This is a genomic window from Sphingomonas sp. PEI4, assembly GCF_056679955.1.
Window position 1 is genome coordinate 276484 of the sequence record NZ_JBWXPI010000002.1, and the last position, 21762, is coordinate 298245.

General features: G+C 61.3%; 14 protein-coding genes. 8 read left to right on the plus strand and 6 right to left on the minus strand.

The features are described from left to right. Positions 1 to 42: 42 nt before the first annotated feature. Positions 43 to 3513 (plus strand): glycosyl hydrolase 2 galactose-binding domain-containing protein, encoded by a 3471-nt coding sequence (locus AC1MLZ_RS20330; RefSeq protein ID WP_480961798.1) that lies wholly within the window; start codon positions 43 to 45, stop codon positions 3511 to 3513. Between the two features lie 92 nt (positions 3514 to 3605). Here AC1MLZ_RS20330 and AC1MLZ_RS20335 read toward each other — a convergent pair whose 3' ends face one another. After that, positions 3606 to 4643, minus strand: coding sequence for a cupin-like domain-containing protein (locus tag AC1MLZ_RS20335; RefSeq protein ID WP_480961799.1), 1038 nt, complete (start codon positions 4641 to 4643; stop codon positions 3606 to 3608). Between the two features lie 382 nt (positions 4644 to 5025). On the opposite strand from AC1MLZ_RS20335, the gene AC1MLZ_RS20340 reads away from it, so the two are divergent. Further along, the gene (locus AC1MLZ_RS20340; protein WP_480961800.1) at positions 5026 to 6057 is read left to right on the plus strand and encodes a LacI family DNA-binding transcriptional regulator; all 1032 of its coding nucleotides are present in this window, start codon (positions 5026 to 5028) and stop codon (positions 6055 to 6057) included. A 341-nt stretch (positions 6058 to 6398) separates the two neighbouring features. Here the strand turns inward: AC1MLZ_RS20340 and AC1MLZ_RS20345 are convergent, their stop codons facing one another. Next, positions 6399 to 7709: a cation:proton antiporter gene (locus AC1MLZ_RS20345; protein ID WP_480961801.1), complete on the minus strand. Its 1311-nt coding sequence runs from the start codon at positions 7707 to 7709 to the stop codon at positions 6399 to 6401. Between the two features lie 427 nt (positions 7710 to 8136). Beyond that, on the minus strand, positions 8137 to 9165 hold the full coding sequence (locus AC1MLZ_RS20350; protein WP_480961802.1) for a site-specific integrase: 1029 nt from the start codon (positions 9163 to 9165) through the stop codon (positions 8137 to 8139). Positions 9166 to 9415: 250 nt separating this feature from the next. On the opposite strand from AC1MLZ_RS20350, the gene AC1MLZ_RS20355 reads away from it, so the two are divergent. From AC1MLZ_RS20355 to trxC, 6 genes are all read left to right on the plus strand, one after another. Next, on the plus strand, positions 9416 to 9658 hold the full coding sequence (locus tag AC1MLZ_RS20355) for an AbrB/MazE/SpoVT family DNA-binding domain-containing protein (RefSeq protein WP_480961803.1): 243 nt from the start codon (positions 9416 to 9418) through the stop codon (positions 9656 to 9658). Further along, a complete protein-coding gene (locus AC1MLZ_RS20360) occupies positions 9655 to 10044 on the plus strand; it encodes a type II toxin-antitoxin system VapC family toxin (protein ID WP_480961804.1) in 390 nt (129 codons plus the stop codon). Before AC1MLZ_RS20355 ends, AC1MLZ_RS20360 begins: the two co-directional genes overlap by 4 nt. A gap of 118 nt (positions 10045 to 10162) precedes the next feature. Then, positions 10163 to 10522 (plus strand): hypothetical protein, encoded by a 360-nt coding sequence (locus AC1MLZ_RS20365; RefSeq protein ID WP_480961805.1) that lies wholly within the window; start codon positions 10163 to 10165, stop codon positions 10520 to 10522. A gap of 298 nt (positions 10523 to 10820) precedes the next feature. Continuing rightward, complete coding sequence (gene mepK, locus AC1MLZ_RS20370) at positions 10821 to 11369, plus strand: peptidoglycan L,D-endopeptidase MepK (RefSeq protein WP_480961806.1); 549 nt, start codon at positions 10821 to 10823, stop codon at positions 11367 to 11369. 410 nt (positions 11370 to 11779) lie between these two features. Beyond that, positions 11780 to 12145, plus strand: a complete 366-nt coding sequence (locus AC1MLZ_RS20375) for an FKBP-type peptidyl-prolyl cis-trans isomerase (protein WP_480961807.1) — start codon at positions 11780 to 11782, stop codon at positions 12143 to 12145. A gap of 127 nt (positions 12146 to 12272) precedes the next feature. After that, complete coding sequence (gene trxC, locus AC1MLZ_RS20380) at positions 12273 to 12722, plus strand: thioredoxin TrxC (RefSeq protein ID WP_480961808.1); 450 nt, start codon at positions 12273 to 12275, stop codon at positions 12720 to 12722. An 86-nt stretch (positions 12723 to 12808) separates the two neighbouring features. Here the strand turns inward: trxC and AC1MLZ_RS20385 are convergent, their stop codons facing one another. The 3 genes from AC1MLZ_RS20385 to AC1MLZ_RS20395 all read right to left on the minus strand — a co-directional run bounded on the left by AC1MLZ_RS20385 (position 12809) and on the right by AC1MLZ_RS20395 (position 21680). Then, complete coding sequence (locus tag AC1MLZ_RS20385; RefSeq protein WP_480961809.1) at positions 12809 to 14995, minus strand: helix-turn-helix domain-containing protein; 2187 nt, start codon at positions 14993 to 14995, stop codon at positions 12809 to 12811. 653 nt (positions 14996 to 15648) lie between these two features. Then, the gene (locus AC1MLZ_RS20390; protein ID WP_480961810.1) at positions 15649 to 19023 is read right to left on the minus strand and encodes a UvrD-helicase domain-containing protein; all 3375 of its coding nucleotides are present in this window, start codon (positions 19021 to 19023) and stop codon (positions 15649 to 15651) included. Next, entirely contained in the window at positions 19023 to 21680 is a 2658-nt protein-coding gene (locus AC1MLZ_RS20395) for a PD-(D/E)XK nuclease family protein (RefSeq protein WP_480961931.1), read from the minus strand. The genes AC1MLZ_RS20390 and AC1MLZ_RS20395 overlap by 1 nt, the downstream gene beginning before the upstream one ends. Positions 21681 to 21762 lie beyond the last annotated feature (82 nt).

Consider the following 21762-nt stretch of genomic DNA (forward strand, 5'->3'; position numbering starts at 1 on the left):
ACCGGTTGAACCCCGAGTCCGGTATTCCAGGAGAGCCCGTCCATGCGATCGTTGCCGCTAACTGCCGCCCTGCTGCTTGGTGCAGCCTTTCCCGCCGCGCTTGCTGCACAAGCCGTGATGCCGACCACGCAGCCGGCGATCGCCAACGCTGGACCCTACAACGTCGCGATACTTGCTGGCGGGACCGGGGTGGAGCGGGATCTGACGGGCGCCGAGGCAGCGGTTGCCGCGAACGCCCCATGGACGCTGTCTGCCTGGGTCAAGCCCGACGCGACCGCCATGGATGGTGCACTACTCACGATCGGCGATCCACTAGCCAACTGTCGCTGCCTCACTCTCGCCAACGGTCGCGCGACTGCCATCGACGGTAAGAGCAAGGTCACCGGTGGAGCGGCGTTGGCCGCAGGTAAATGGACCCATCTCGCTGCGGTAGCGGACGGACGAACACTAACCCTGTATGTCGATGGTCGCGTCGTCGCGTCCGTTGCGAACCACCCTAGCGAAGTCGCGCCCCGTCTGGCCGTTGCGCCGGTGACGAACAACGGTAAGGAGCCGCGCCATTTCGGCGGATCGCTGGTTGCCGCGCAATTCGACGCCGCAGGACTGAACGTCGGTGAGATCGCCGCCACGGTCCGTGCCCGGCCCGATTTCGACCTCGTGCAATTCTGGCAGGTCGGCGTCGGATGGCCGTTCCAAAAACAGGCCAATATCGGCCTTACCCAGCAGCAGGACGCCTGGACCTTGCCCAAGGCTCGCGTCAGCGCGACCTCAGCACCGGCTGAACACATGCCGTTGCCTCCAACAGGGCTAGCGCGCGAAAGCGACGGTCGCTGGATGGTCAACGGCTGGCAGCTCGCTGCAGCCCCCGAAGTGCGCGAAGATGCCGCCACCTTATCGCGTCCAGGCCTAGCCAGCGGCACATGGCGCGCGGCAACGGTACCGGGCACAGTCTTGACGACGCTGGTCGACCGCGGCGTATATCCCGACCCCTATTACGGGCTTAACAACCTCAAGATCCCGGAAAGCCTGGCCAGGCAGGACTATTGGTATCGCACGAGCTTTACAGTGCCCGCTGCAGCTGCGGGCAAGCGCCTGACGCTGGTCTTTGGTGGCATCAACTACGCGGCTGATGTCTGGGCGAACGGTCGCAAGCTCGGCGACACCCGCGGCGCCTTCATCCGCGGCCAGTTCGACCTAGTGCCCGTCGCGGGCGAGAACGTCATCGCGGTCCGCGTTTCGCCTCCACCCCACCCCGGCATCCCTCACGAGCAGTCGATCAGCGGGGGCGTAGGAGAGAATGGCGGGCAGCTCGCCATCGATGGCCCGACCTTCGTCGCGACCGAGGGCTGGGACTGGATACCCGGCATTCGCGACCGTAACACGGGTCTTTGGCGGCCGGTGGAACTGCTCGCGCATGGCACCGTCCGGTTGCTTGATCCGCAAATCGTCACCAACCTGCCCCTACCCCGCACCGACAGTGCAGACGTGTACATAACAGTACCGGTCCAGAACGCCGGCGCTACCGCCAGCCGCGTCACCGTGCGCGCAGCATTTGGCAGCGTCCGTGTCGAGAAGACGGTTATGGCGCCACCCGGGGAAACCAAGGTCGCCTTCACGCCCGCTGACTTTGCGCAGCTTCGCGTGGCCAATCCCAAATTGTGGTGGCCGAACGGCTATGGCCAGCAGGCGTTGTACCAACTGTCGCTCGAAGCGTTGGCCGACGGGCGGCTTTCGGACACCCGAACCGACAAGTTCGGTATTCGTGAAGTCAGCTACGACCTGTCGCTGTTCAATGCGGCGGGCGCTCTTCGCCGAGTCAATCTCCAGTTTACCGACGGCAGCCTGCGCGGCGAACGCCTGATCGATGTCCGCCATCAGGCCATCAAACAATCGCCAAACGGCTGGGCGGAATCGCTGACGCCTCAAGGCGAGCGCTCCCCGGCGGTAACGCCGGTCAAGTCGACGATGCCCGAACCGCACCTCACAATCCGCGTAAACGGTGTGCAGATTGCTGCACGCGGCGGCAACTGGGGCATGGACGACGCGATGAAGCGCATCGGACGCGAGCGCCTCGCACCCTATTTTCGCCTCCAAAAGGAGGCGCACATGAACGTCATCCGCAACTGGATGGGCAACAACACCGAGGAGGAGTTCTACGACCTCGCCGATGAGAACGGCATGATGATCCTCAACGACTTCTGGCAGTCGACACAGAATTTCCAGGTCGAGCCGCAGGACCCGGCGCTGTTTCTCAAAAACGCCGACGACGTGGTGCGCCGCTACCGGAACCACCCTTCGATCATTCTATGGTTCGGCCGCAATGAAGGCGTGCCCTACCCTGCCCTCAACGAAGGCCTCGACGATCTGATCGCGCGGGAGGACGGAACGCGCTGGTTCACGGGCAGCTCCAACGTGGTGAACCTGCAAGGCTCGGGCCCTTATAATTACCGTCCGCCAGTCGGCTATTTCACCGGACTGGCTACCGGTTTCTCGGTGGAGACGGGATCGCCCTCGCTGTCCACGCTCGAATCCGTCCGCGCCAACATGCCCGACAGCGAGACCTGGCCGCTCAGCGACACACTGGCGTACCATGACTGGCATTTCGGGGGGAACGGCGACACCAAGACGTTCATGACAACGCTCGATACGATGTTCGGGCGCGGTACCAGCTTTGCCGATTTCGAGCGCAAGGCGCAGATGATGAACCTCGAGACGCACAAGGCGATGTACGAAGGGTTTCTTGGCCATCTGTGGACCAGGAACTCCGGTCGACTGCTATGGATGACCCATCCTGCATGGCCGTCGAACACGTGGCAGATCTACAGCTGGGACTATGACACCCAGGCTTCCTATTATGGTGCCAAGAAGGCAGCGGAGCCGCTTCACGTCCAGCTCAACTTGCCGGGCAACGAGCTCGTTGTGCTCAATACGACCCGCGAGGCGCAACCTGGACTAAGGGTCCGCACGCGTGTCGTCGGGCTCGATAACGTCGAACTCTTCACGCGTGAGGACAAGGTCGATGCGGGCGCCAACATGGCCACGCCGCTGGCCCCGGTGCCGCTCGACCGATTGTTCGCGTCAAACCCGATGCTCCTGGTCAAGCTCGAATTGATCGATCGCGCCGGCAAGACGGTTGCCGACAATTTCTACTGGCGCGGGAAGGACGAAGCCGCATATCAAAGGCTCAACACGCTTCAGACCATCGCCCTGACCGGCTCAGTGGAGGCGCAAAGGGTAGACGGGGAGGACAGCGTCGTGACGGTGTTGCTCGCCAATCGTACCGCAGTTCCAGCCCTCAATGCGAAGCTGACGTTGGTCGATGCTCAGGGCAAACGTGTCCTACCGGCGTACTACAGCGAAAATTACGTGGCGCTTCTGCCTGGTGAGGAGAGGCGCATCGACATTCGCTATCCTAAAACCGTGGGCGAGGCGCCGGCAGCGCTGACGCTGCGCGGATGGAACATCGCTCAGTCGGACCACTTCATCACGCTCGCGAAGCAGACTGCCCGCTGAGGGAGGGACGACGACGAATGAACGGCGTGACCAAAGATCGCGCCGTTCATTCGCAAGCCTGATCATCCTATCAGCGCACTTCCCACCCTCGGTCAGCCGGGTTTGCGGGTCATGGGCGTCGTTAGCGGACTGAGGCCTTCAGCTATCTGCGCCGTGAAGCGGGCGTTCCGTAGGTCAGACGGCGGGGCAAGCACGCCCAACGCATGGGCGGGCAGGTGATCGCCGGCGTGCGGCGCCGCGTCGTCGAACACGTAATGATCAAACCATCGCCGCCAGGCCACGCGTTGCGCGGGCGCCAGATCGCGCATCGCGAGAATGGCATGGTTCAAAGCGCCCATGGGTGAGATCGCGTGCGGTTCGCCCCACCAATAGTTCACCATCACGTTGAAGGCGGCAGTCGCCTTTACGTTATGCCACCAGATTGGTGGGATAAAGAGCGCATCGCCGGGATCCAGATCAGCCACGAGCCCGTGCGCCAGCGCTTCTGCGAATTTAGGGTAGCGCTCAAAATCGGGATTCTCGATATCCACCATGCTAACCGGGGGGCCTGCGATCGTATGATGGAAAGGGCCGACGTATAAATTGCTGACCTGTTCGGGCGGGAATAGCGTGAAGCGCCGACGGCCAGAGACCACCACCGCAACGTTGCTCGCCTCATCGAAATGGGTAGAGACATGTGTACGATTGCCGACCCAAATGCGCGGCTTGGCGCCTGGTAAGACGAACGGCAGGGAATTATTGTCGATCCAGGCAGAGAGGTGATCATCCGCAGCCGCAGCGCCCGCGTACAAGGCGATTGGCTCCGCCTCACTGCGTAGCGAGAGGAGCTTGTCGAGCAGTCCACTGAGAGAACCGAACCGCTTCTGAAAATTGCAGCCCTCAATCGCCGCGTCATAGAAGAACCGACCCCCTATTTCGGGTGGACCGATCAGCACCTCGGCCGGCCGGCCCCGGTCCATGGCCTTGAGGTAATCGACAAGTGCCTCGTCGGAGCGGAGCCCTGCTACGACCGAAGGCCATCGCTTCGCCTGACCGCGCAGTACGATGGGCCGGAAGCGCCTAGCAATCTCGTCGGCGAAGCGTGCCGCATCTGCCGGGCCTGTCTCCTCGACACGGACTTGGATTGTCATACGCAATTCTCCTAAACGCTCTTCTAGCGTCGGGCACTGCGGCCCTAAAGCCCATTCGACGTTTTTGGTCTCTGTTTAGAGCGACTTGATCGCCCACCTATCAAAGTCGCCGCCGCAACGACAGGGTGCAGGTCAAGCTAACCCACGCACTCTGGGCTGAGGACGAGGGCTCGTGTTGCGACGCAGCGCTGTTGTCGCATTTGAGGGCACTGACATTCTGTTGCTACCATCGGGCCCTACCGTGACGCGGCAGCCCAGATCGGGTCCTGACCCTCGCGGTATAAGAGCCTGTTGATCGCTTTGGCGAAGTGTTAAACACGCTCAAACCACGCGCGATGTTCCGACTTCAACATCAGCCGCGCTTTGGTGGATTGGTTAATGCATGACGAGAAAATGCACTTCGTTCGACGTCGCCGAGAAGGCCGGGGTATCCCAATCTACCGTCTCGAAAGCTCTGCGCAACAGTGCAGGCATCAGTGCGAACACTCGCAAACGTATTCTGGAGGTTGCGGCCGCGCTGAACTATCGTCCGGATCAGCGCGCAGTTGGCCTGCGCCGCAATGCCGTTGGTCGTATCGCAGTCGTCATCTTGGGCGATCCCGATGCTCGTGGTGCTCCGATAAATTCTTTTTATATGGACCTGCTAGCGCATGTTGCAGCCGCTGCGGCGGGTCACGACAACGCTGTTCTGGTTTCCTTCCAGCATAACCCGGCGAACTTTTTCGCCAGCTACTGCCAAGATCGCCTCGCAGATGGGATCATCGTCATCGGCACCGCGAAAAACGCGGCGGGCTGGAGATATTTTGCGGAAGCGCAATCTCACGGCGAGAACGTAATATGTTGGGGAAGCCCGGACGACGTCCTTCCGACGCTGAGATGTGATAACCAAGCTGGTGCTGCGACCGCTGTTCGACACTTGGTCGCGACTGGTCGCAGACGCATCGTCTTTCTAGGCCCAGACTGGCGTCGCCAGCATGCATACCGCGACCGCCGCACAGGCTATATCAGCGTCATAAATGAGCAGGGGCTTCCAATTCTTGAGGCGCAAGGAAATTCGGCAAGTACCCGCGAGGCTCAAGGGTATGATGCAACATTAGATCTCATTAATAACGAGATTTCGTTTGACGCTATCTTTGCAGCGTCTGATGGCCTTGCGGTGGGTGCGCTACAAGCGCTTCATAAATGCGGCCGCGCCATACCGCAGGACGTCGCCGTCATTGGTTTCGACGGTATTGGCTCTGCTCCATACACCGCTCCCCCGTTGAGCACGATCGAGCAAGACGCTGCCATTGCCGGCAGCTACCTTGTCGATGCCCTTCTGCTGATGATAACTGGCGAGGACTACCGATTGCCGGTAGTGCCTTCGAGCTTAAAGAAGCGGGCAAGTAGCGGCGCGCCGTATCCAACAGAATAATCGTCCATATATGACCGGCCGCGGATTGTAAGTGGGCATGATGCGTCTCTGCATGTTGAGCCGGACGCGATCCTTCAACTGACGCCTCGTGGGAAAATCGCGATCCCCATCCAGATAATCAGCCATGCCGTGCTTCACTCGTCAATCGGCTGGAAAAGCCGGGGTGAGCGACACTCAGCAGCGACATGCATAAGAGAAAGCGCTTTCCAGCACGACGGATTCCCACTTCTCAATCCGTCGGAAAATTCGCTTTCGCAACTACGTGGCCGGCTTCCCTCGCGGTGATCGTCGCGAGGGTACCGGTAAGCGCCCTCCTGGTGCGTGCTACTTCAGCGGCACAATCAGACCAGACGTTGGGCAGGTGCGGCAATTACGGCTTCGTCATCATCAACTTCGTTGAGCTGGCCCAACTCACCTGACGCGCGTGCTTTCCTGCCATAGACAAGCTCGAACAGTGGCGACGCCATCAGCGTTGTGACGATAGCCATAATAACGAGCATCGAGAACAACGCAGGGCCAATGATGCCCTTTTGCAGGCCGATGTTGATGATGATGAGTTCCATCAGACCTCGAGCGTTCATCAATGTACCGACCGCCATGGCGGTCGCATTGTCCTGCCCCGTGGCCCGCGCTGCCGCCCAACATGCCAACCCCTTGGCTGCAACCGAACCGACCAGGATTACGGCAGCGATGGCTGCTAGGTTGAGGCTATTGACCATCGTCAGCTGCGTGTTGAGACCTGAAAAGGCGAAGAACATCGGTACGAGCAAAGCGGTAGTGAACGGTTCGACCTGCTTCCTGATCTCGATGGTTAACAGCCCGCGTGGCATGGCGACCCCGAGCAGAAATCCACCAAAAACTGAGTGAAGACCGGCTGAATCCATTGCCCAGGCGCTTAGCCCGAACAGCATGACAACAACCGCGAGGATTTGCGGGGTAACCTTGCCCTCGCGCTCAGTCCAGCGGGCGAGCGGTGCCAGGAGCTTGGGGCCGAAGACAATCATGAGGGCGGCGAATAAGCCACCTCCGACGATGGCCTTGATTGCAACCTCAGGACCTCCGCCGAAGCTTGCCAGCACAATCGCCAGCACCGTCCATGCACCGGCATCGTCGATCGCACCGGCGGACAGCGCCAGCGAGCCGAGCGGCGTTTTGGTAAGCCCGCGTTCTTGGATGATGCGTGCCAACACGGGGAATGCCGTGATCGAGATGCAGGCCCCCATGAACAGCGTCGCCTGGACGCTGGTGATGCCTTTCCCGAAGAGATCGAGGCTAAGCAGCCACGGCGTAAGCGCGACCGCCACCAGGAACGGTGCTGCCATGCCAGAGAGGGAAACAGCAACCGCACTTCTGGCGTTCAGCCTGAAGTGATCGGCTCGGAAGCCAAGGCCAACGAGGAACATGTAGAGGCCGACGCCTAACTGGGCACAGACATACAATACTGGTTTTGCGTCCTTGGGAAAGATCATTGCCTGTAGCTCAGGCGCAAGCAGGCCAAACAATGATGGCCCCAGGATCACACCGGCGATCATTTCACCGATGACCTGAGGCTGATCAAAGAATCGCTTCATGATCCAGCCCATCGCGCGGCAGGCGGCGACGATGACGAAGACCTGCAAGAAAAACGCTACGCTCAGCTCTGACAGAGCCATAATCCCCTCCCTGTGCACCGATTGGTCGATCGCGTACTGATCGTGTTCTCATTAACGGGATCCCGCGCGGAAGAAGACGTAACTGACGTTTAATTACAAGCCCTATATGTCATGTCCAATGCGACATTGTACGGAGCTTCTCCAAGGGCGTTTCGCCATTTTTTCTAATAAGGTTCCAGTTCGCTTGCCGATCGCTATTCCCAAATTACTATCGCTTCTTTGAAAATCCCCGTTTACCGGATGGCTTGGGCCACTGGCGTACCGGTTTCCGCCTACTCTAGCGCGGAGGCAATCTGCTCGTCTGTGTAATAGGACTTATTCTTGCCCCGCAGCAGCGCCATCCATCTCTGTCCGGTACTGACTCGGATGGCAGCAGCCGTCGGCCCAAGCGCGGTAAAGATCACCCCTGAGGGGAAACCTGGTCGCATCAAGCGAACCGCTCTGCGGCGTGATCACGAAACGCCTCCTGATCACGCACATATTCGCTGAGCATCTCGAGCGACTTGTGCCGGCTATGCTCCTTCATCTTGAACAAATTGGCGCCCTGCCGCCCCGCTTCGGTCAGGAAGCCGGCGCGCAAACTGTGGCCGGCGAAGAGGGCGGGATCGTAACCCGCCGCAGCCGCGCGCGCCTTCACAACCAGCGCCACTGTTTGCGGACTGAGGCAGTGCGCGGTCAGACGCCCATGCGGAGTCAGCCGTCGAAAAAGGGGCCCGCTGCTGATCCCCGCGGCCTCAAGCCAAGCGCGGTAATGCCGCACCGGCTCCATGCGACGACCATCGAGAATGGCGACCGACTGCCCCCTGCCCTCCTGGTCGCCCTTCGACACCGGGATATGGATGATCAACCCGCGTGGATCCTCGCTGACATGCGCGACGTCGATCGCCACCAGCTCGGACCGCCGGAACGCTCCCATCATTCCGAGACTGAGCAGTGCCCGGTCGCGATAATCCTGTAGACTGACGCCGGTGATGGAGCGGACCATGTCGCGCAGCACATCGCCGTCGGCGGGCCGCTTCTTGGCGGGCCGCTCGCCGCGCTTGGTATTGCGGATACCGCGCATGACTTTCTCAAGCGCCGCAGCGCCAGCCTGTGTCGTGGGCGGTTCAACCCCAGCGGCCCGGTGCGCAAACACGATCGCCGCCAACCGTCGTCCGATCGACGCTTTCGAGAGTGACCGTCCGTTCGAATGGCTGCTGCCGGTGGTGGCGAGTTCGGTGAGGAAGGCGGCGGTGACCTGGGGGCTGGCCGGCAGCGCCTGGTAGATGCGCGTTTCGCACCACGCACAGAACAGTCGCCAGTCGGAGCGGTAGGCGCGCAGCGTGGCACTGGCCGAGGCGCGGGTAATGAAGTCGTCGACGCGGGATTGATCGTCGACGGTGAGATCGGGCAGCCATGGCTGCACGGCACGATCGCCGATCAGCGCCAGACTCTGCTCGTCCGCCTTATCATCCAAAGAGCCGCCTTCGATCATCGACGGCGCGATCCGGCATCGGACTGTTTCGACATCGCCATGCGCATTTCTTACTCGATTTCGTCGTTTCGATGACCGAGCGGTAGCGGCTCGACTAGCTAGTGGGAATACAATTTATCGCTAGTAACTATTATGGCAGATAGCGCGAAGTGGCCTCTAACAGAGCCCCTCCCCCTTTGACATGTTTTGTGGTATCTTAACTCCGCGATGCCAATCTTGACGGATAATGCCTATGACCCTCCAAGTGAACATCACGTCTAACGGGCGCATGAGCCTTCCTGTTGGTATTCGCAAACGTCTAGGGCTCGAAGGCGGAGGCGCGGTGCTCGTCGAGGAAACGCCTGACGGCGTCATTTTGCGTACGGTAGATCAGGCGGTGGCAAAGGCGCAGGCGATTGCCAAACGGTACGCTCAGCATCCCGACGCTTCAGTCGAGGCGTTTCTGGCGGGGCGCCGCGCGGAGAGCGGCGAATGACCCATGTCGTGCTCGATGCCTCGGCGATCCTGGCGCTCCTCAAAGGCGAGCGCGGCGCCAGCAAGGTTGCCGGCGTGATTGCGGACGCGTTGGTCTGCGCGGTCAATCAAGCCGAGGTGATCAGCCACTTTGTCCATCTTGGCGCGCCGCTTGAAGACATCCAGGCCATGCTGGGTGCGCTCCCCTATATAGTGGTGCCTGCCGACGATGCGCTGGCGTGGGAGGCTGGGGGCCTGCGATCGGTGACTGCATCCGCCGGGCTGTCGTTGGGCGATCGCTTTTGCCTGGCGCTGGCCAAACGCGTTGGCGCGCCGGCCTATACAGCGGACAAGGCCTGGAAGGATATTGCCGGCGATGCCGGTGCCAAGGTCGTGGTCATCCGCTAATCACGTCATGCGCTTGGGTGGTCTCCGCCGCGCGAGAAGAGGCAGTTCGTGACAACCGTACTGGATTGAAACGCTCTGAAAGCCGTACGACCATAGTTCGCCTTCAAGGAGCAATCATATGCGACCGTTGATCCTGCTATCCGCGTGCTTCCTCGCGTCTGCCTGCGGCGTCGGCGCCAGCGCGCCGACCGTTATCGACGGGAGCAGCGCTGCGACCTTTGATCAGACGCTACGCGCGGCAAAGGCTGATCTTGGCCCCAAAGATCGGCTCAAGTTTGAAGCCGCGCTGTCAGAATTCAAGGCCCGGACATTTGCGAAGGCTGATTCCCGGCAGGAGTATCAGCGGCTCCTGCGCAAGGGGCTCGACGGTCTGACGGCACCGGGCATCGCCGACCAGTTTGACCGGGACGTAGACCGGGTTGGTGGTCAGGCCGCGGATGCCGTCTTCGAGGCCAAGCGAGCTTTGAACCGCAAATAGCCTTTAATTTATGTTGGACGCTCACGACTTACCAAACCAATGGACCGCATTCCGCGAAAACCAAAAAAGCGACATTCGTGGCTTGCATCAAGCTTTCGAACTTTGGCCGTCCTTTCGTATCGGCTGCGCGACTGATCGGAACCTGACCGGCGCGCCGCCCGCTTATGCGGACGGGAGTTTACTCAAACCTGGATCGGGCAAAAGGTTCGACCACCACGACGAACGCATGTGAGTAAAGGAAGCATTCACCAAGTGATGGTGTAAGGCGAATGGTTCTTTCTGACAGGATCCCACCCACTTGGCCAACTCACTGTTTACCCGTCGCGATCTTGTTAGCGGTGGAGTAGCCGCGCTCGTGATGACCGCACTTTCGGAGCGCGTTTCGGCGCGCACTCCTGAGCGGCGCCTGGCACTGACTAACGCGCATAGTGGTGAGCGATACGACGCGTGCTACTGTGCCAACGGGCGCTATCGTGCGGAGGGACTTGCTGAACTCAACCACGCCATGCGGGATTGGCGTACCGGGGCTACCCGGCACATGGATCCTGCGCTCCTGGACCTGCTAGTGCGCGTCCGTGACAAACTTGATGTGTCGCCGCAGAACCACGTCCGACTGGTGTCGGGTTACCGGAGCCCGAAGACGAACGGGGCTCTCCACGCTCGTTCGCATGGGGTCGCGAGCAACAGCCAGCATATGCTCGGCAAGGCAACTGACATCGCAATCCCCGGCGTACCGCTGAACCGCCTCCGAGATGCAGCGCTTTCGATGCGCGGTGGAGGAGTCGGCTATTATCCACATGATGGATTCGTACACATCGATACGGGCGCCGTTCGTCATTGGAGCTGAAGCTGGTCACCGCGGAAGAGATTTTGGCGATGCAACGGACCTACTTAGAACCCGTGGCCGGATGTTCGCAACGCCGCCCCGGATCCCTGGCCGCCCCTCGTGCAGCTGTCGGCATATGCGCTACACCCATGTGATGGAACCAATGGCGCGCCGTTGGCGCCTTGGATATAGCCGTGGGTATGAGCTCCTTCCCACGTGTCTTGCACCGTCTCGTTATTGCCGTTGTCCTGCCGTTGCTGGCGGCACCGTTACCTGTCAGCGGGGCAACGGTTCGTAAAGTGAGGCCGCGCGCCTCGGTGCCTGCGCCGGTTACGGCGAGCAATGCCATCATTGCACTGCCCTTGAATCCGGTAGTGCCAACGGAGCAGCGACTGTGTTCGGCACGGACGCCTTCCGGGCTGGGATATACGATGCTGCGCCCTGGATCTGGCGCGAAGCCCACCCAAGGTGATGTCGCGCTAGTGAATTACATCGGCTATCTGGCGACGACTGGGGCGGTGTTCGACCAGGGGATACGGTCGCCGTTGCCTGTCAACGGCGTGATCCAGGGCTTCTCTCAAGGATTGCAGATGTTAGCCAAATCGGGCGTTGCGCGGTTCTGTATCCCCGCGACCATGGGCTATGGGTCGCAAGCGTCAGGCCCGATCCCTGCCAACTCTGATCTCGTGTTTCAAGTCGAGCTGGTAGACTTCAGGACGGCCGCTGAGGTGGAGGGCATGAACAGGGCGCAAGCAGCCGAACCGCCTGCACGGAAGGACGCCGCGCCACAGCCATAGAAGGACAGTTCGTTTGAAATCGATATGTTTGGCGCTGTTGAGTTCGCACCTTCGCTAAGCGGAGATTTGACTATCACGCAGCAGTAGGTGAAATCTTCGGCCGGCTACCGCGGCGATAGGAAGAATGATGGCAACCCAAACCTCAGGTGGCTTGATCGTCGCCTGCCCGGTCTGCGCCACCCTGAACCGCGTACCGCGTGACAAGCTGGGCACCGGCGGGACCTGTGGCAAATGCAAGAACGCCTTGTTCTCGGCCAGGCCGATCACCGTCACGGCGGCCAACTTCGATGCCCACGCGTCACGATCTGACCTCCCGCTGCTCGTCGACTTCTGGGCTTCCTGGTGCGGCCCATGCCGCCAGATGGCGCCGGCGTTCGAAGCTGCGGCTAAACAACTCGAGCCATGGATCCGCCTGGGTAAGCTCGACACCGAGGCGGAACAGGCGATTGCCGGACGCTATAATATCCGATCGATCCCGACAGTGATTCTGTTCCGCAAGGGCCGGGAGGTTGCGCGACAGGCGAGCGCCATGCCGGAGCGCACGATCGTCGATTGGGCGCGCGGCGCAGCGCGTTGACCTCGCGCCGGTGGCCAACCGTGAAGCGTCAATTGTACGAGAGGCCGGAGCCACGAAAGTGCCCCCGGAGGGGGCACCCTTTTCCGTTAGGCTGCCCTGGATGGAAACGCGATGACGTTGCTCGACGTCGACACCTCCGGCGCGTTCTCTACGACCAATCGCCGCAGTGGGGCGAGCACGAGCTGCTCCCATAATGTTGCGGTGATTTCCTCAAGGCGCGACTTTAGGTCGATGCGTTCTTCGAACCAATCGGTGAGATCCTTGATCACGCGCGATTTAAACCCTGGCCCTGCACCCCAGTGCGCCGCGCACTTCGTCCAAACCGGCGCTTTTGCCAACGGCTCGCGGTAGACTTCGGCGCCGGCTCTCTGCACCGCCTCTAAGAAGGCGGTCCTTGTAGATGCAGCGCTTTTTTCCAGCTGATCGATTGTCCTAGATGCCAACAGCAAATCGGAGTCGTTCTTGAGGACGGCCAGATAGTCCTTCAACGAGTTAAACCAGCGGGCGCTTCGTAGGTTAGCGTCGCGAGCTGCGCCAACGCCAAGATGATGAACCACGTTCAGCCCTCCATAGTCCCCATTTCGCCGCGTCGCAGCCCAGAGCGTCGAAGCGTATCTAACGTCCGCAACCGTTCTAAGTGCCTCGATATAGGCGTGGCGCTCACGGGCACCGAGCTCGTCATGGGTTGAAAGAAAGGTGTTTAGCTTTTCGGCTACTTCCTCCATCGCCGCGAGAAGAGCCTGCTGCTCATGGTTCTTCATCACGTCGTCAGCCGCGGCGCACAAGTCGAACAATCTCGCCTCGACCGTTGCGCGCATCCGACTCAGCTGTCGGAATAAGTGGTCCCTCGCTTCAGCTGGCTCGTCAGACTGGACGTTGAAGAACATCATGGGGACCCCTGCCAGGTCGTCAGCCGCGAGCTCGTTTTCGACTTGCATCTGCTTGAAGGCGTACCCCTCAGCATCGTCCATCGCGAGTTCGCCGGAATCGTCCTTCATCGCGCGCGCTTCATCCGCACGAGGCAGCGCCAGGATCGAGACCTTCCCGGTGTTGACGGGCTCGGAATACGTCTGCCGCATGTGCTGGAGAAGTGCTCGGCTCGTTACACCCGGTGCATCATTGAAGCGTGAGCAGAATACGACCGCAGTGCGCGGGTCCTTCAGCCGAAGATCGAGATCCTCGCGAACCGCGACGTCGTCGATGCCCTTTGTATCGATGACATTGATCTCGAGCTCACCAAAGTTCTTTCCGAACTCGGGTATGATCAGGTCGATGCTGGCAGGCATCGAGACATCCTGCAGCCGCCCGTTGTTGACCTCCTTGAAGACCTTCGTCACCCATTCCATTGGGTTCTGCCGCGTGGCGCTGTCGTACCACAGCTCGCGCCGGGTACGTTCCGGAAGCCTCATGCTTTCCAAGACCCGAGTGCGGAACTCCTCCTCGCTCACACAGGACACGACTAGGTCCACCACCGGATCCATCGTAATGCGTTTCCCGTTTTCGGTGTTAGTGCGTCGGACCAGACCAGACATGTTCCGGATCGCGCGCTCGACCTCGCGGCTAACGTTGATCGATTCGGTCCCTTCCTTTTTCTCCCCCCGTAGTGCGAACCAGCGACCGGTGCAGAAATCCGATACCTTGGCGCGAAGCTCGGCATTGCTCATTGGAAGGATGGACAGGCCGAATTCGGGCCCGGGTTTGACGTGCACTTCGCAGATCGTGGTGCCGCCGGCCCCGGTTTCCAGCACCGGTCGATCGATCGGTTTTGGCGCCAGGTTGGCCGGCACCAGGAGATCGAACAGAAAGCTCAGGCCAGTTGACTTGCCGACCCCAATGTCCCCGATGAACGCAACGCTGTGGTTTAACCGCAGCAAATAATTCGCCCCCTTCAAGAGGGTTTCACGATGCCGTTCGATCTGACGGCGAAGCGGCCAAGGACGGCTTTCGTCGGCAAGGAAGGCGGCGATGGTGCCAAGGCTCTCGTCCGCAATCTCAAGACAAGCACGTTCCGGATTGAAGAAGCTCGGGGGTGCGATGTGCTCCCACTGCCGTTTGTTGAACTCCTTCAAGTCAGCAGCATCGGGCGAACCGAGAGCTACAAGTGCATCGAGCACCTTCTCGACCTCTAAATCGGGAGCCGGCTCGCCCTTCTCGATCCGCGAGACGCGGCTTTGATCAATGCCTGCCTGAGCCGCCAATGCTGCCTGAGTGGCTCCTATGCCACTTCGTAGCCGCCCGATTATGGATCCGACAGCCTGTGGTGAAATATCCATCAAGAATCACTCCCGCTAACTGCAATCCATGTAGCATGCCACTCTTCATATGCATGTGCATATATGCAAGTGTTTATGATTTTTTCGCGGGGGTAGACTCTTGCGTGGAGTAGCATTGCCTCGCCAAAATGCCCGTTCCGTTGACAGCTCGACTGGACGCTCTGCACAGGCTACATAATCAGCGACATTTTGGAGAAGATAGCTTTGTCGCCACAAGGACGCTCCCCGGCGGCGACGCAGCGGAACGGAGGAGAAGGACGTCAATGGCGTTGAAGCTGTCTGACGTGGATGAGCGCGCGCTTTGGTAAACGACCTCAACGTTAGGATAGATTCGGTCTGAAAGCGCTCTACGTGAGTAGACTACTATCCCCGGGAACGTCTGAGGCCTGATATTCAGGTTCTTTGGTGTACCTTAAGAGGACCAAGCTCTTTTCTAGCTTTTTCGGCCCAAACGACGGCACCCGTCGATTAACTACCTCGATATGTCGTAACTCCCGGTTTCACGACAGCCGATGTGTAAGCCTGACATCCTATGATTCGTTCCTACGGCGGTACCCCGCCTTGGACGCCTTTCAAGCTCAGGCTATCGCCCGCCAGATTCCCCTTGCCAGATGTAGGCGGTTGAGCAGAGAGCGAGTACGATTTAGCCTGGCTCAGCAGACGGCCAAGATGCTCCCGCTGGTAACGAACACGACCATGCCTTTTGGAACACCTGTCACTTTAAGGTAGCTCCGGACTTGCGACCGGTAATGCTCCGAAGCTGCAGCACTCGGGTTAACATCACTCTTCCAGTCGATCACCAGCTCGGGCTTGCCATCTTCGCCAATGCAAAGCGCATCGACGATGCCAAAAGTGGCAAGTTCGACGCCATCTTCCTGGCCCAGCCCATAGACCGGCAGCTCGGGCAGAAGTCTCCCCCGGATTGCGGCGATCTGGGGCAATGCCAGCGTCTTCGCGACCGCCTTGCCCATCTCGTCCGGCGATAGGCTTTTGGCTGGGTCAGTTCCGGGCTCACGGCCCAAGTCACGGATCAGGTCCGCAGCTCGTCCGACGAGCGCTGTGACGTCGTCTGCCGTCTCGCCGCTCAGTACCTCCTCGAACAGCTTGTGAATGACGAGACCGCGCTCACGGCCACCCTGAACGACGACCTGCTCGTCCGCTGGTGGTTCGTCATCGCCGGCAACTACGATCTGCGGCTCGGATGCGACAACCAGCGGACCAGTCGAATCCTCGTCCCTGCTTGGAGCAACCCAGCGTAGCCTAGTGGTCGCCGCCACGACGGCCGCCGCCTCATTTGCGAAGACCTCGCGCGTCTGCCCATTCTCCGGATCGCCGTCGATCGTCTCGAACCCCGCCGGATGCTGCTCGATGTCGATCAGCGGAAGGCCATCGAGATCGAAGTCCATCAGCGCGTTCCAGCTGCTCTTTGAGGCGGCCACGTCTAGCTTTGGCAGGACGAGTAGCTCGCGGGCGCGAGTCGCCGCCACATACCAGAGCCGCAGCCGCTCACGCTCACGCTCGGCGACTTCTGCTGCCTTCGCATCCTCATAGCCGGCAGGCGCGACGCCGAGGATAGGCAGGAAGATTGTCTTCGTATCGCTGTTGATGATTGGGTCGCGCACGTCGTTTCCGGCCGTCATCGTGTTGATCGGAACGACGATCGGCCATTCAAGCCCCTTAGAGGCGTGCATGGTCACCAGCGACACCGCTTCCTCCTGGGCGTCGGGGCGCCCCTCTGCCGACCGTGTCTTGCCCTCCCAGGCTGCGGTCATTGCATCTGCGAATGCCTTCAGCCCGCGCACGCCATAAGGTTGGGCGAGGCTCAGATAAAGATCGACATTGGCGAGCGGACGCTCCGCCTGCCCGCCATGCCGTTGAAGGAGGATAGGCCGGACGCGCAACACATCGATCGCCTCTGCAAGCATTTGGTGCGGCGTGGTGCCATTGATCCCTCGGCGCAGCGACTGAAGCTTTTCGACTATATCGCGGGCGTGGCTATTCTCGATCGCTCCCGGATCGAGGTGCATGGTGAGCCGCGGCCTAGCATCAGGTCGCTCTGGATCGCGAGGCTGGCTCCAGACGAGGTCGAGCAGTTGCTCCTCGGTCAGCCCGACCAACGGTCCACGGAGCAGCGCGATCAAAGCAAGAGTATCGCGACTGTCGGCCAGCACGCGCGTGATCGCGATAAGGTCCTGTACCTCCTGGCGACGATAAAAGCCCTTTCCTGCCTGCGTTGCGACCGGTACGCCGCGCTTCTCAAGCGCCTCCTCGTAGCGCCACAATTCGGTGCCGCCCGGCGCCAGCAGGGCAATGTCGCCTGGCCGGCAAGGCCGACGCGTGTCGGTCTTGCGATCGACAATGATCTGGCTGCCGATCAACCGGCAGCACATCTCGGCCACTGCCTCTGCTTCGCAATCGCGCTGCGCACTCGCCTTGGCCTTGCCGTCCTCGCCCGCGCAAGGAACGGCAAGTGCTGCAACGCACAGCCCCTCGCCATGATCGGGGTGGAAACTGTCGAGCGCTGTGAACCCCGGCTGCCCCAGTTCGACCGACATATGCGGTGCAAAGCGCTCGTTTACATAAGCGAGGATCGCGGCGCACGAGCGGAAATTGGTCGAGATCGACAGCAGGTCATTGGGGCTCTGCGCCCGGATCGCTTCGCGAGCGCGGATGTAGGCGGCAACGTCTGCACCGCGGAATCGGTAGATTGCTTGTTTCGGGTCGCCGACGAGAAACAGCGCTCCCGGCCTGATCCGGTAGTTAGCCCAGTCCTGCAGATCAGCGCCATCGACCGGATCACCGCAGAGCCGCCAGAAGATCTCGGTCTGGAGCGGATCGGTGTCCTGAAACTCGTCCACCAAGACATGCGCGTAGCGCTTTGCCAGCGCTTCGCGCACCGCCGGATGATCGCGCAGCAGATCGCGCGCCGCGAAGATCAGATCATCGAAATCGAGCAGCGCTGCCGAGCGCTTATAATCGCGGAAGTTGTCGACGATCGGCTGGATCGCACGCATCAGGTCGGCCAGCACGCGCCCTGACACAGCTTGCAGTACAGCGGTCCAACCCTGGCAACAGGCGAGATGGAATTCTTCCGCTTGGCCGTTGAGCAGGCCGCCGTCCGCCTTGGAGAGACCGGCAGCCTTTGCCGCCGCCTCCCATTTGCCCTTCTTCTTGTAGACGCTGAACGTGCCCTTGGCAGTGCACAGCGATGGGTGCGGCACCGAGGAAAGCAGACGGACGAGTGTCCCCGGGCTTTCGTTCTCAGCCGCAACCGCGACCGCTTCGCCCATCTCTCCAAAGGCAGACGCGGCAGCGATGCTCTCGGGCTCCCGCGCTGCCGTCTCGACGACGAAGGCACGGTAAGCATCCGCCGCTGCACGATAGGCTGTCACCAACGGCCCCAGTGCGCCGACCTCGGGCGCCACAAGCACGCGATTGTCGCGCAGCGCGCCGGCCGCGGTTGCAATCAACTCACTCGCCTTGGTCGGGTTGAGGAAGACAAGCTCGGACACGAGGCTCTCTTCGCCGGAGTTGAGAATGTCGCGTAGCCACCGATCGACGGCATCGCCAAACACGAGGTCGGCTTGCGCCGGATCCATCAGGGAAGCGCCGGGATCAATGTCGGCCTCTACCGGATAGGGCTTGATAAGCCGCTGACAGAAGCCGTGGATCGTCGAGCAGGTGATCTCGTCGATCGCGGAGGCGGCTTGGTCGAGGTTCGCCCGCTGCGGGTCCGATAGGCCGCTTGGCAGCGCGATCCGAAGCTCGCGTGGAACATGCCCGTCGAGTAACTCATCGACGAATTCGCGAACACGCGCCAGAAGCTCGCTCGCGGCCAGCTCGGTGAAGGTGACGGCTGCGATTGCCTTGGGTGCAGCGCCGCCTGCGAGCAGCAGCGCGAGCCTTCCGGCCATGACAGCGGTCTTGCCTGAGCCGGCGCCGGCTTCGACCAGTACAGAGCGATCGTGCGCGGTCATCGCGATCAGACGGGCGGCTTCATCGCGGAGGATTGGAGTCGCAATGTTCATCAGATCGCCTCCCAGACGAGCGCTGCGTCGCCCAGCGCCACACGAGCCGGCTCCGATTTGCGCGGACAATAGCCGTTGGCGGCATTGGCCGGCAGCGCGAAGCTCAGATCGTCATAGTCGCCGCCATTGTCGGGACCAATCACGGCGCTCCCGGCGAGCAGGCTCGCCCGCGCTGCGCTCAGATGTCCAGCCAACTCTTCCAGCACTACGCCCGGCTCTTCGAGATGGCGGGCCTCGGTATCGCGCGGATAGAGAAGCGCCGCGTCAATCTCGACGCCTTCGCCCAGCAGCGCCTTCACCGCATAGGCGTAGAGGCAGCGCTGCAGCTCCTTCCCGCCCTGCAGGGTCACTGGCTTTGATGGTAGCCTGCCGCCCTTGTAGTCCAGCACCCTCGCCTGTGCGCCATCTCCGGACAGATCTAGCCGATCGATGTAACCCCAGATCTGGAAGCCTGTGTCGGCAATCTTCACCGGCGTGGCAGGGTCCCAGGGTAAGGCTCCATCGTACTTAGCCTCCTGTCCGCCGAAGGGAACTTCGGTGTAAGATTTCTGACCGTCGAGAGCCGCTTCGGGATGCTGGAGAGCGTTCAGCGCGGTCTGGCGAGCCTCCTTGATCGTGCGTCGCCAGACGACGAGAGGCGGCACCGCCTGCTCGGCCTGCCATTGCTCGGCGACAATCCCAGATGCCTGCTCAATTGCGGCAGTGAGTTGATCCGATCGTGCGCTGGCGAGGCTTCCCTGTCCTTCCAGCAGCCGCACCGCATGATCGAGTGTCTCATGGAGCAGAATGCCGCTCTGGCGCGCATCCAGGACCAAAGCCTCCTCGGCGCTCTCCGGGGCCCTGATGCCGAGAGCATAGCTCCAGGTAAAACCGAGCGGATTGCGCAGCAGTTTGGCGAGCGAACTTGCAGACTGCACCCGCTCCAGTGCCGCCAGGAGCGCAGGATGATCGGCACGAACCATCCCGTCATGAGGCGTGACAGCGGCCCGCTGCCAGTTGCTCCAGCACGCAACAGCCGAGCGTGCCTGATCGCTGGTACCAAAGTCGGCGGGACGCGCCAGCAGGCGATCGGTCTCGCTCATCGCATGTGCCGGTCGCCGATTGCGGCGGACATAACGAGGTTCGGGATGCCCACGCAGCAGCGGGCTTTTGCCGAGCAGCCGCCCTTCGTTGTCACGCCGCGCGCGTGACAAAACGACTTGCCCGGTCGTCGTACGCAGGATCGTCTCGAAGTCGCGGCGATCGGCTGCAGTGACGGGCAGCGGATCGAGCTCCGCGACGGGCACGATATGGTCGGACAGCAACCGGTCCTCGGAGATCCGTCGCGGCCAACCTGTAGAGGTCAGGCCGAGCAGGCGCACAAACTTGCGGGGCGACGCGGCCAGCGCCGACGCCGGCATCCACGCGACGGACACGCAAGCTTCACAAGCATCTTCCTGGCGCAAACCGTCGATGGTCACGTCGATTGCCGCCGCACTGCCCGCGAGCAGGGCCTTTCTCCAGATACGCAGCGAACCACCCGACAGGAACGCTCGGCCAACCTCCTCGGCATCGCGGGGCCCGCCGCTGAGTTTTTCGACGATCGTGCGTAGCTGGCCCGTATGATCGATGCCATCGGGCCAACGATCGGCAGCTAGACCAATCAGAAGGCGCTCCCATGCGTCGGCAGACGACAATGGCGCATCGGGCGGCAGTACACGTTGCCAGCCATCCGGTAGCGCTTGGAACGCTCCTGAGCCAGACAGCAGCGTGGCAAGCCGGCGAAGACGGCCTTGTGAGATCCCGCGCACCAATAAGTCGGCTAGCGCCGCCGCGGTTTGACCATCCCGGGTGGTCACCACGCGAACGCTGTGGACGAAGTGAAGATCGATGTTGGCGTCCGCACGGAGCGCCATGAACTCGTCGTCATAGGCCGCCGGGGCGGCAGCCGCGATCGCGATCTCCGACGGTTTAGCGATCCCGCTGGCGATCAGCTCACGCGCCCAGCGCAGCGCCTCGGTCGCCTCATGATAACCGCTGGCAGCACTCATTGCCTCCACCTTCGGTGTGGTAGGTTCAGAGCGGATGATCTGGACTGCGGAGCCTTTTAGCCATTTTGGTACAGAGCGCGGACCGGCGTACCAGCGCACGGGCATGGTGTCTGCCAGCGCAAGCAGCAGATCGCGCCAGCAGGGCGAAAGCTCGCTGATGCCAACGATTTCGATATCGCCAAAGAGCGCTGGCGCATGGCGGAGCCGCGCCATAGCTCTGCAGGCAAGATCGCCCGGTCGCAGCATTGATGATGGCAGATGCCCAATGACGGCTTGCTCGAGCGTCGCCATAGCGGCCAGCCGTGGATGATTGTCCGCCCTCCCCGAGAGATCGATGCCGGTACGCCAGACCTTGTGCAGAGTGTCTGCCGCAGCGCCTACCATCCCTGGTAGAAGCTTGATGTCGTCCAATTCGCCCAAGTCTGTCTCGGGTAGAGCCTGCTGGATCGCATCGCGCAGCGCTTCAGTGTCGATTGCTTGCGCGAAGCCGCCAGCGAGCCGCGCCGCCAACTGTTCAAAGGCCAACACTTGTACGCCGTGGCGCTGGTTGCGGGCGGCATCGAGCCGGATCTCACGAGAGACGAGGCGGCCGTGCGCTATGTAGGTCTGCCGCTTCATAATTTGCATCCATTGCAGCTCATCGATTGCGAACTTAGATGGCGGGGGAGTCGGGATCAACGGCACCACCGGCTCAGCACTTTCACCCTCA

Bases quoted from the DNA above. Each gene is read 5' to 3' on its own strand.
- AC1MLZ_RS20330 (WP_480961798.1), top strand. From the start codon at position 43: ATGCGATCGTTGCCGCTAACTGCCGCCCTGCTGCTTGGTGCAGCCTTT.
- AC1MLZ_RS20335 (WP_480961799.1), bottom strand. From the start codon at position 4,643: ATGACAATCCAAGTCCGTGTCGAGGAGACAGGCCCGGCAGATGCGGCA.
- AC1MLZ_RS20340 (WP_480961800.1), top strand. From the start codon at position 5,026: ATGACGAGAAAATGCACTTCGTTCGACGTCGCCGAGAAGGCCGGGGTA.
- AC1MLZ_RS20345 (WP_480961801.1), bottom strand. From the start codon at position 7,709: ATGGCTCTGTCAGAGCTGAGCGTAGCGTTTTTCTTGCAGGTCTTCGTC.
- AC1MLZ_RS20355 (WP_480961803.1), top strand. From the start codon at position 9,416: ATGACCCTCCAAGTGAACATCACGTCTAACGGGCGCATGAGCCTTCCT.
- AC1MLZ_RS20360 (WP_480961804.1), top strand. From the start codon at position 9,655: ATGACCCATGTCGTGCTCGATGCCTCGGCGATCCTGGCGCTCCTCAAA.
- AC1MLZ_RS20365 (WP_480961805.1), top strand. From the start codon at position 10,163: ATGCGACCGTTGATCCTGCTATCCGCGTGCTTCCTCGCGTCTGCCTGC.
- AC1MLZ_RS20375 (WP_480961807.1), top strand. From the start codon at position 11,780: ATGCTGCGCCCTGGATCTGGCGCGAAGCCCACCCAAGGTGATGTCGCG.
- trxC (WP_480961808.1), top strand. From the start codon at position 12,273: ATGGCAACCCAAACCTCAGGTGGCTTGATCGTCGCCTGCCCGGTCTGC.
- AC1MLZ_RS20385 (WP_480961809.1), bottom strand. From the start codon at position 14,995: ATGGATATTTCACCACAGGCTGTCGGATCCATAATCGGGCGGCTACGA.
- AC1MLZ_RS20390 (WP_480961810.1), bottom strand. From the start codon at position 19,023: ATGAACATTGCGACTCCAATCCTCCGCGATGAAGCCGCCCGTCTGATC.
- AC1MLZ_RS20395 (WP_480961931.1), bottom strand. From the start codon at position 21,680: ATGCAAATTATGAAGCGGCAGACCTACATAGCGCACGGCCGCCTCGTC.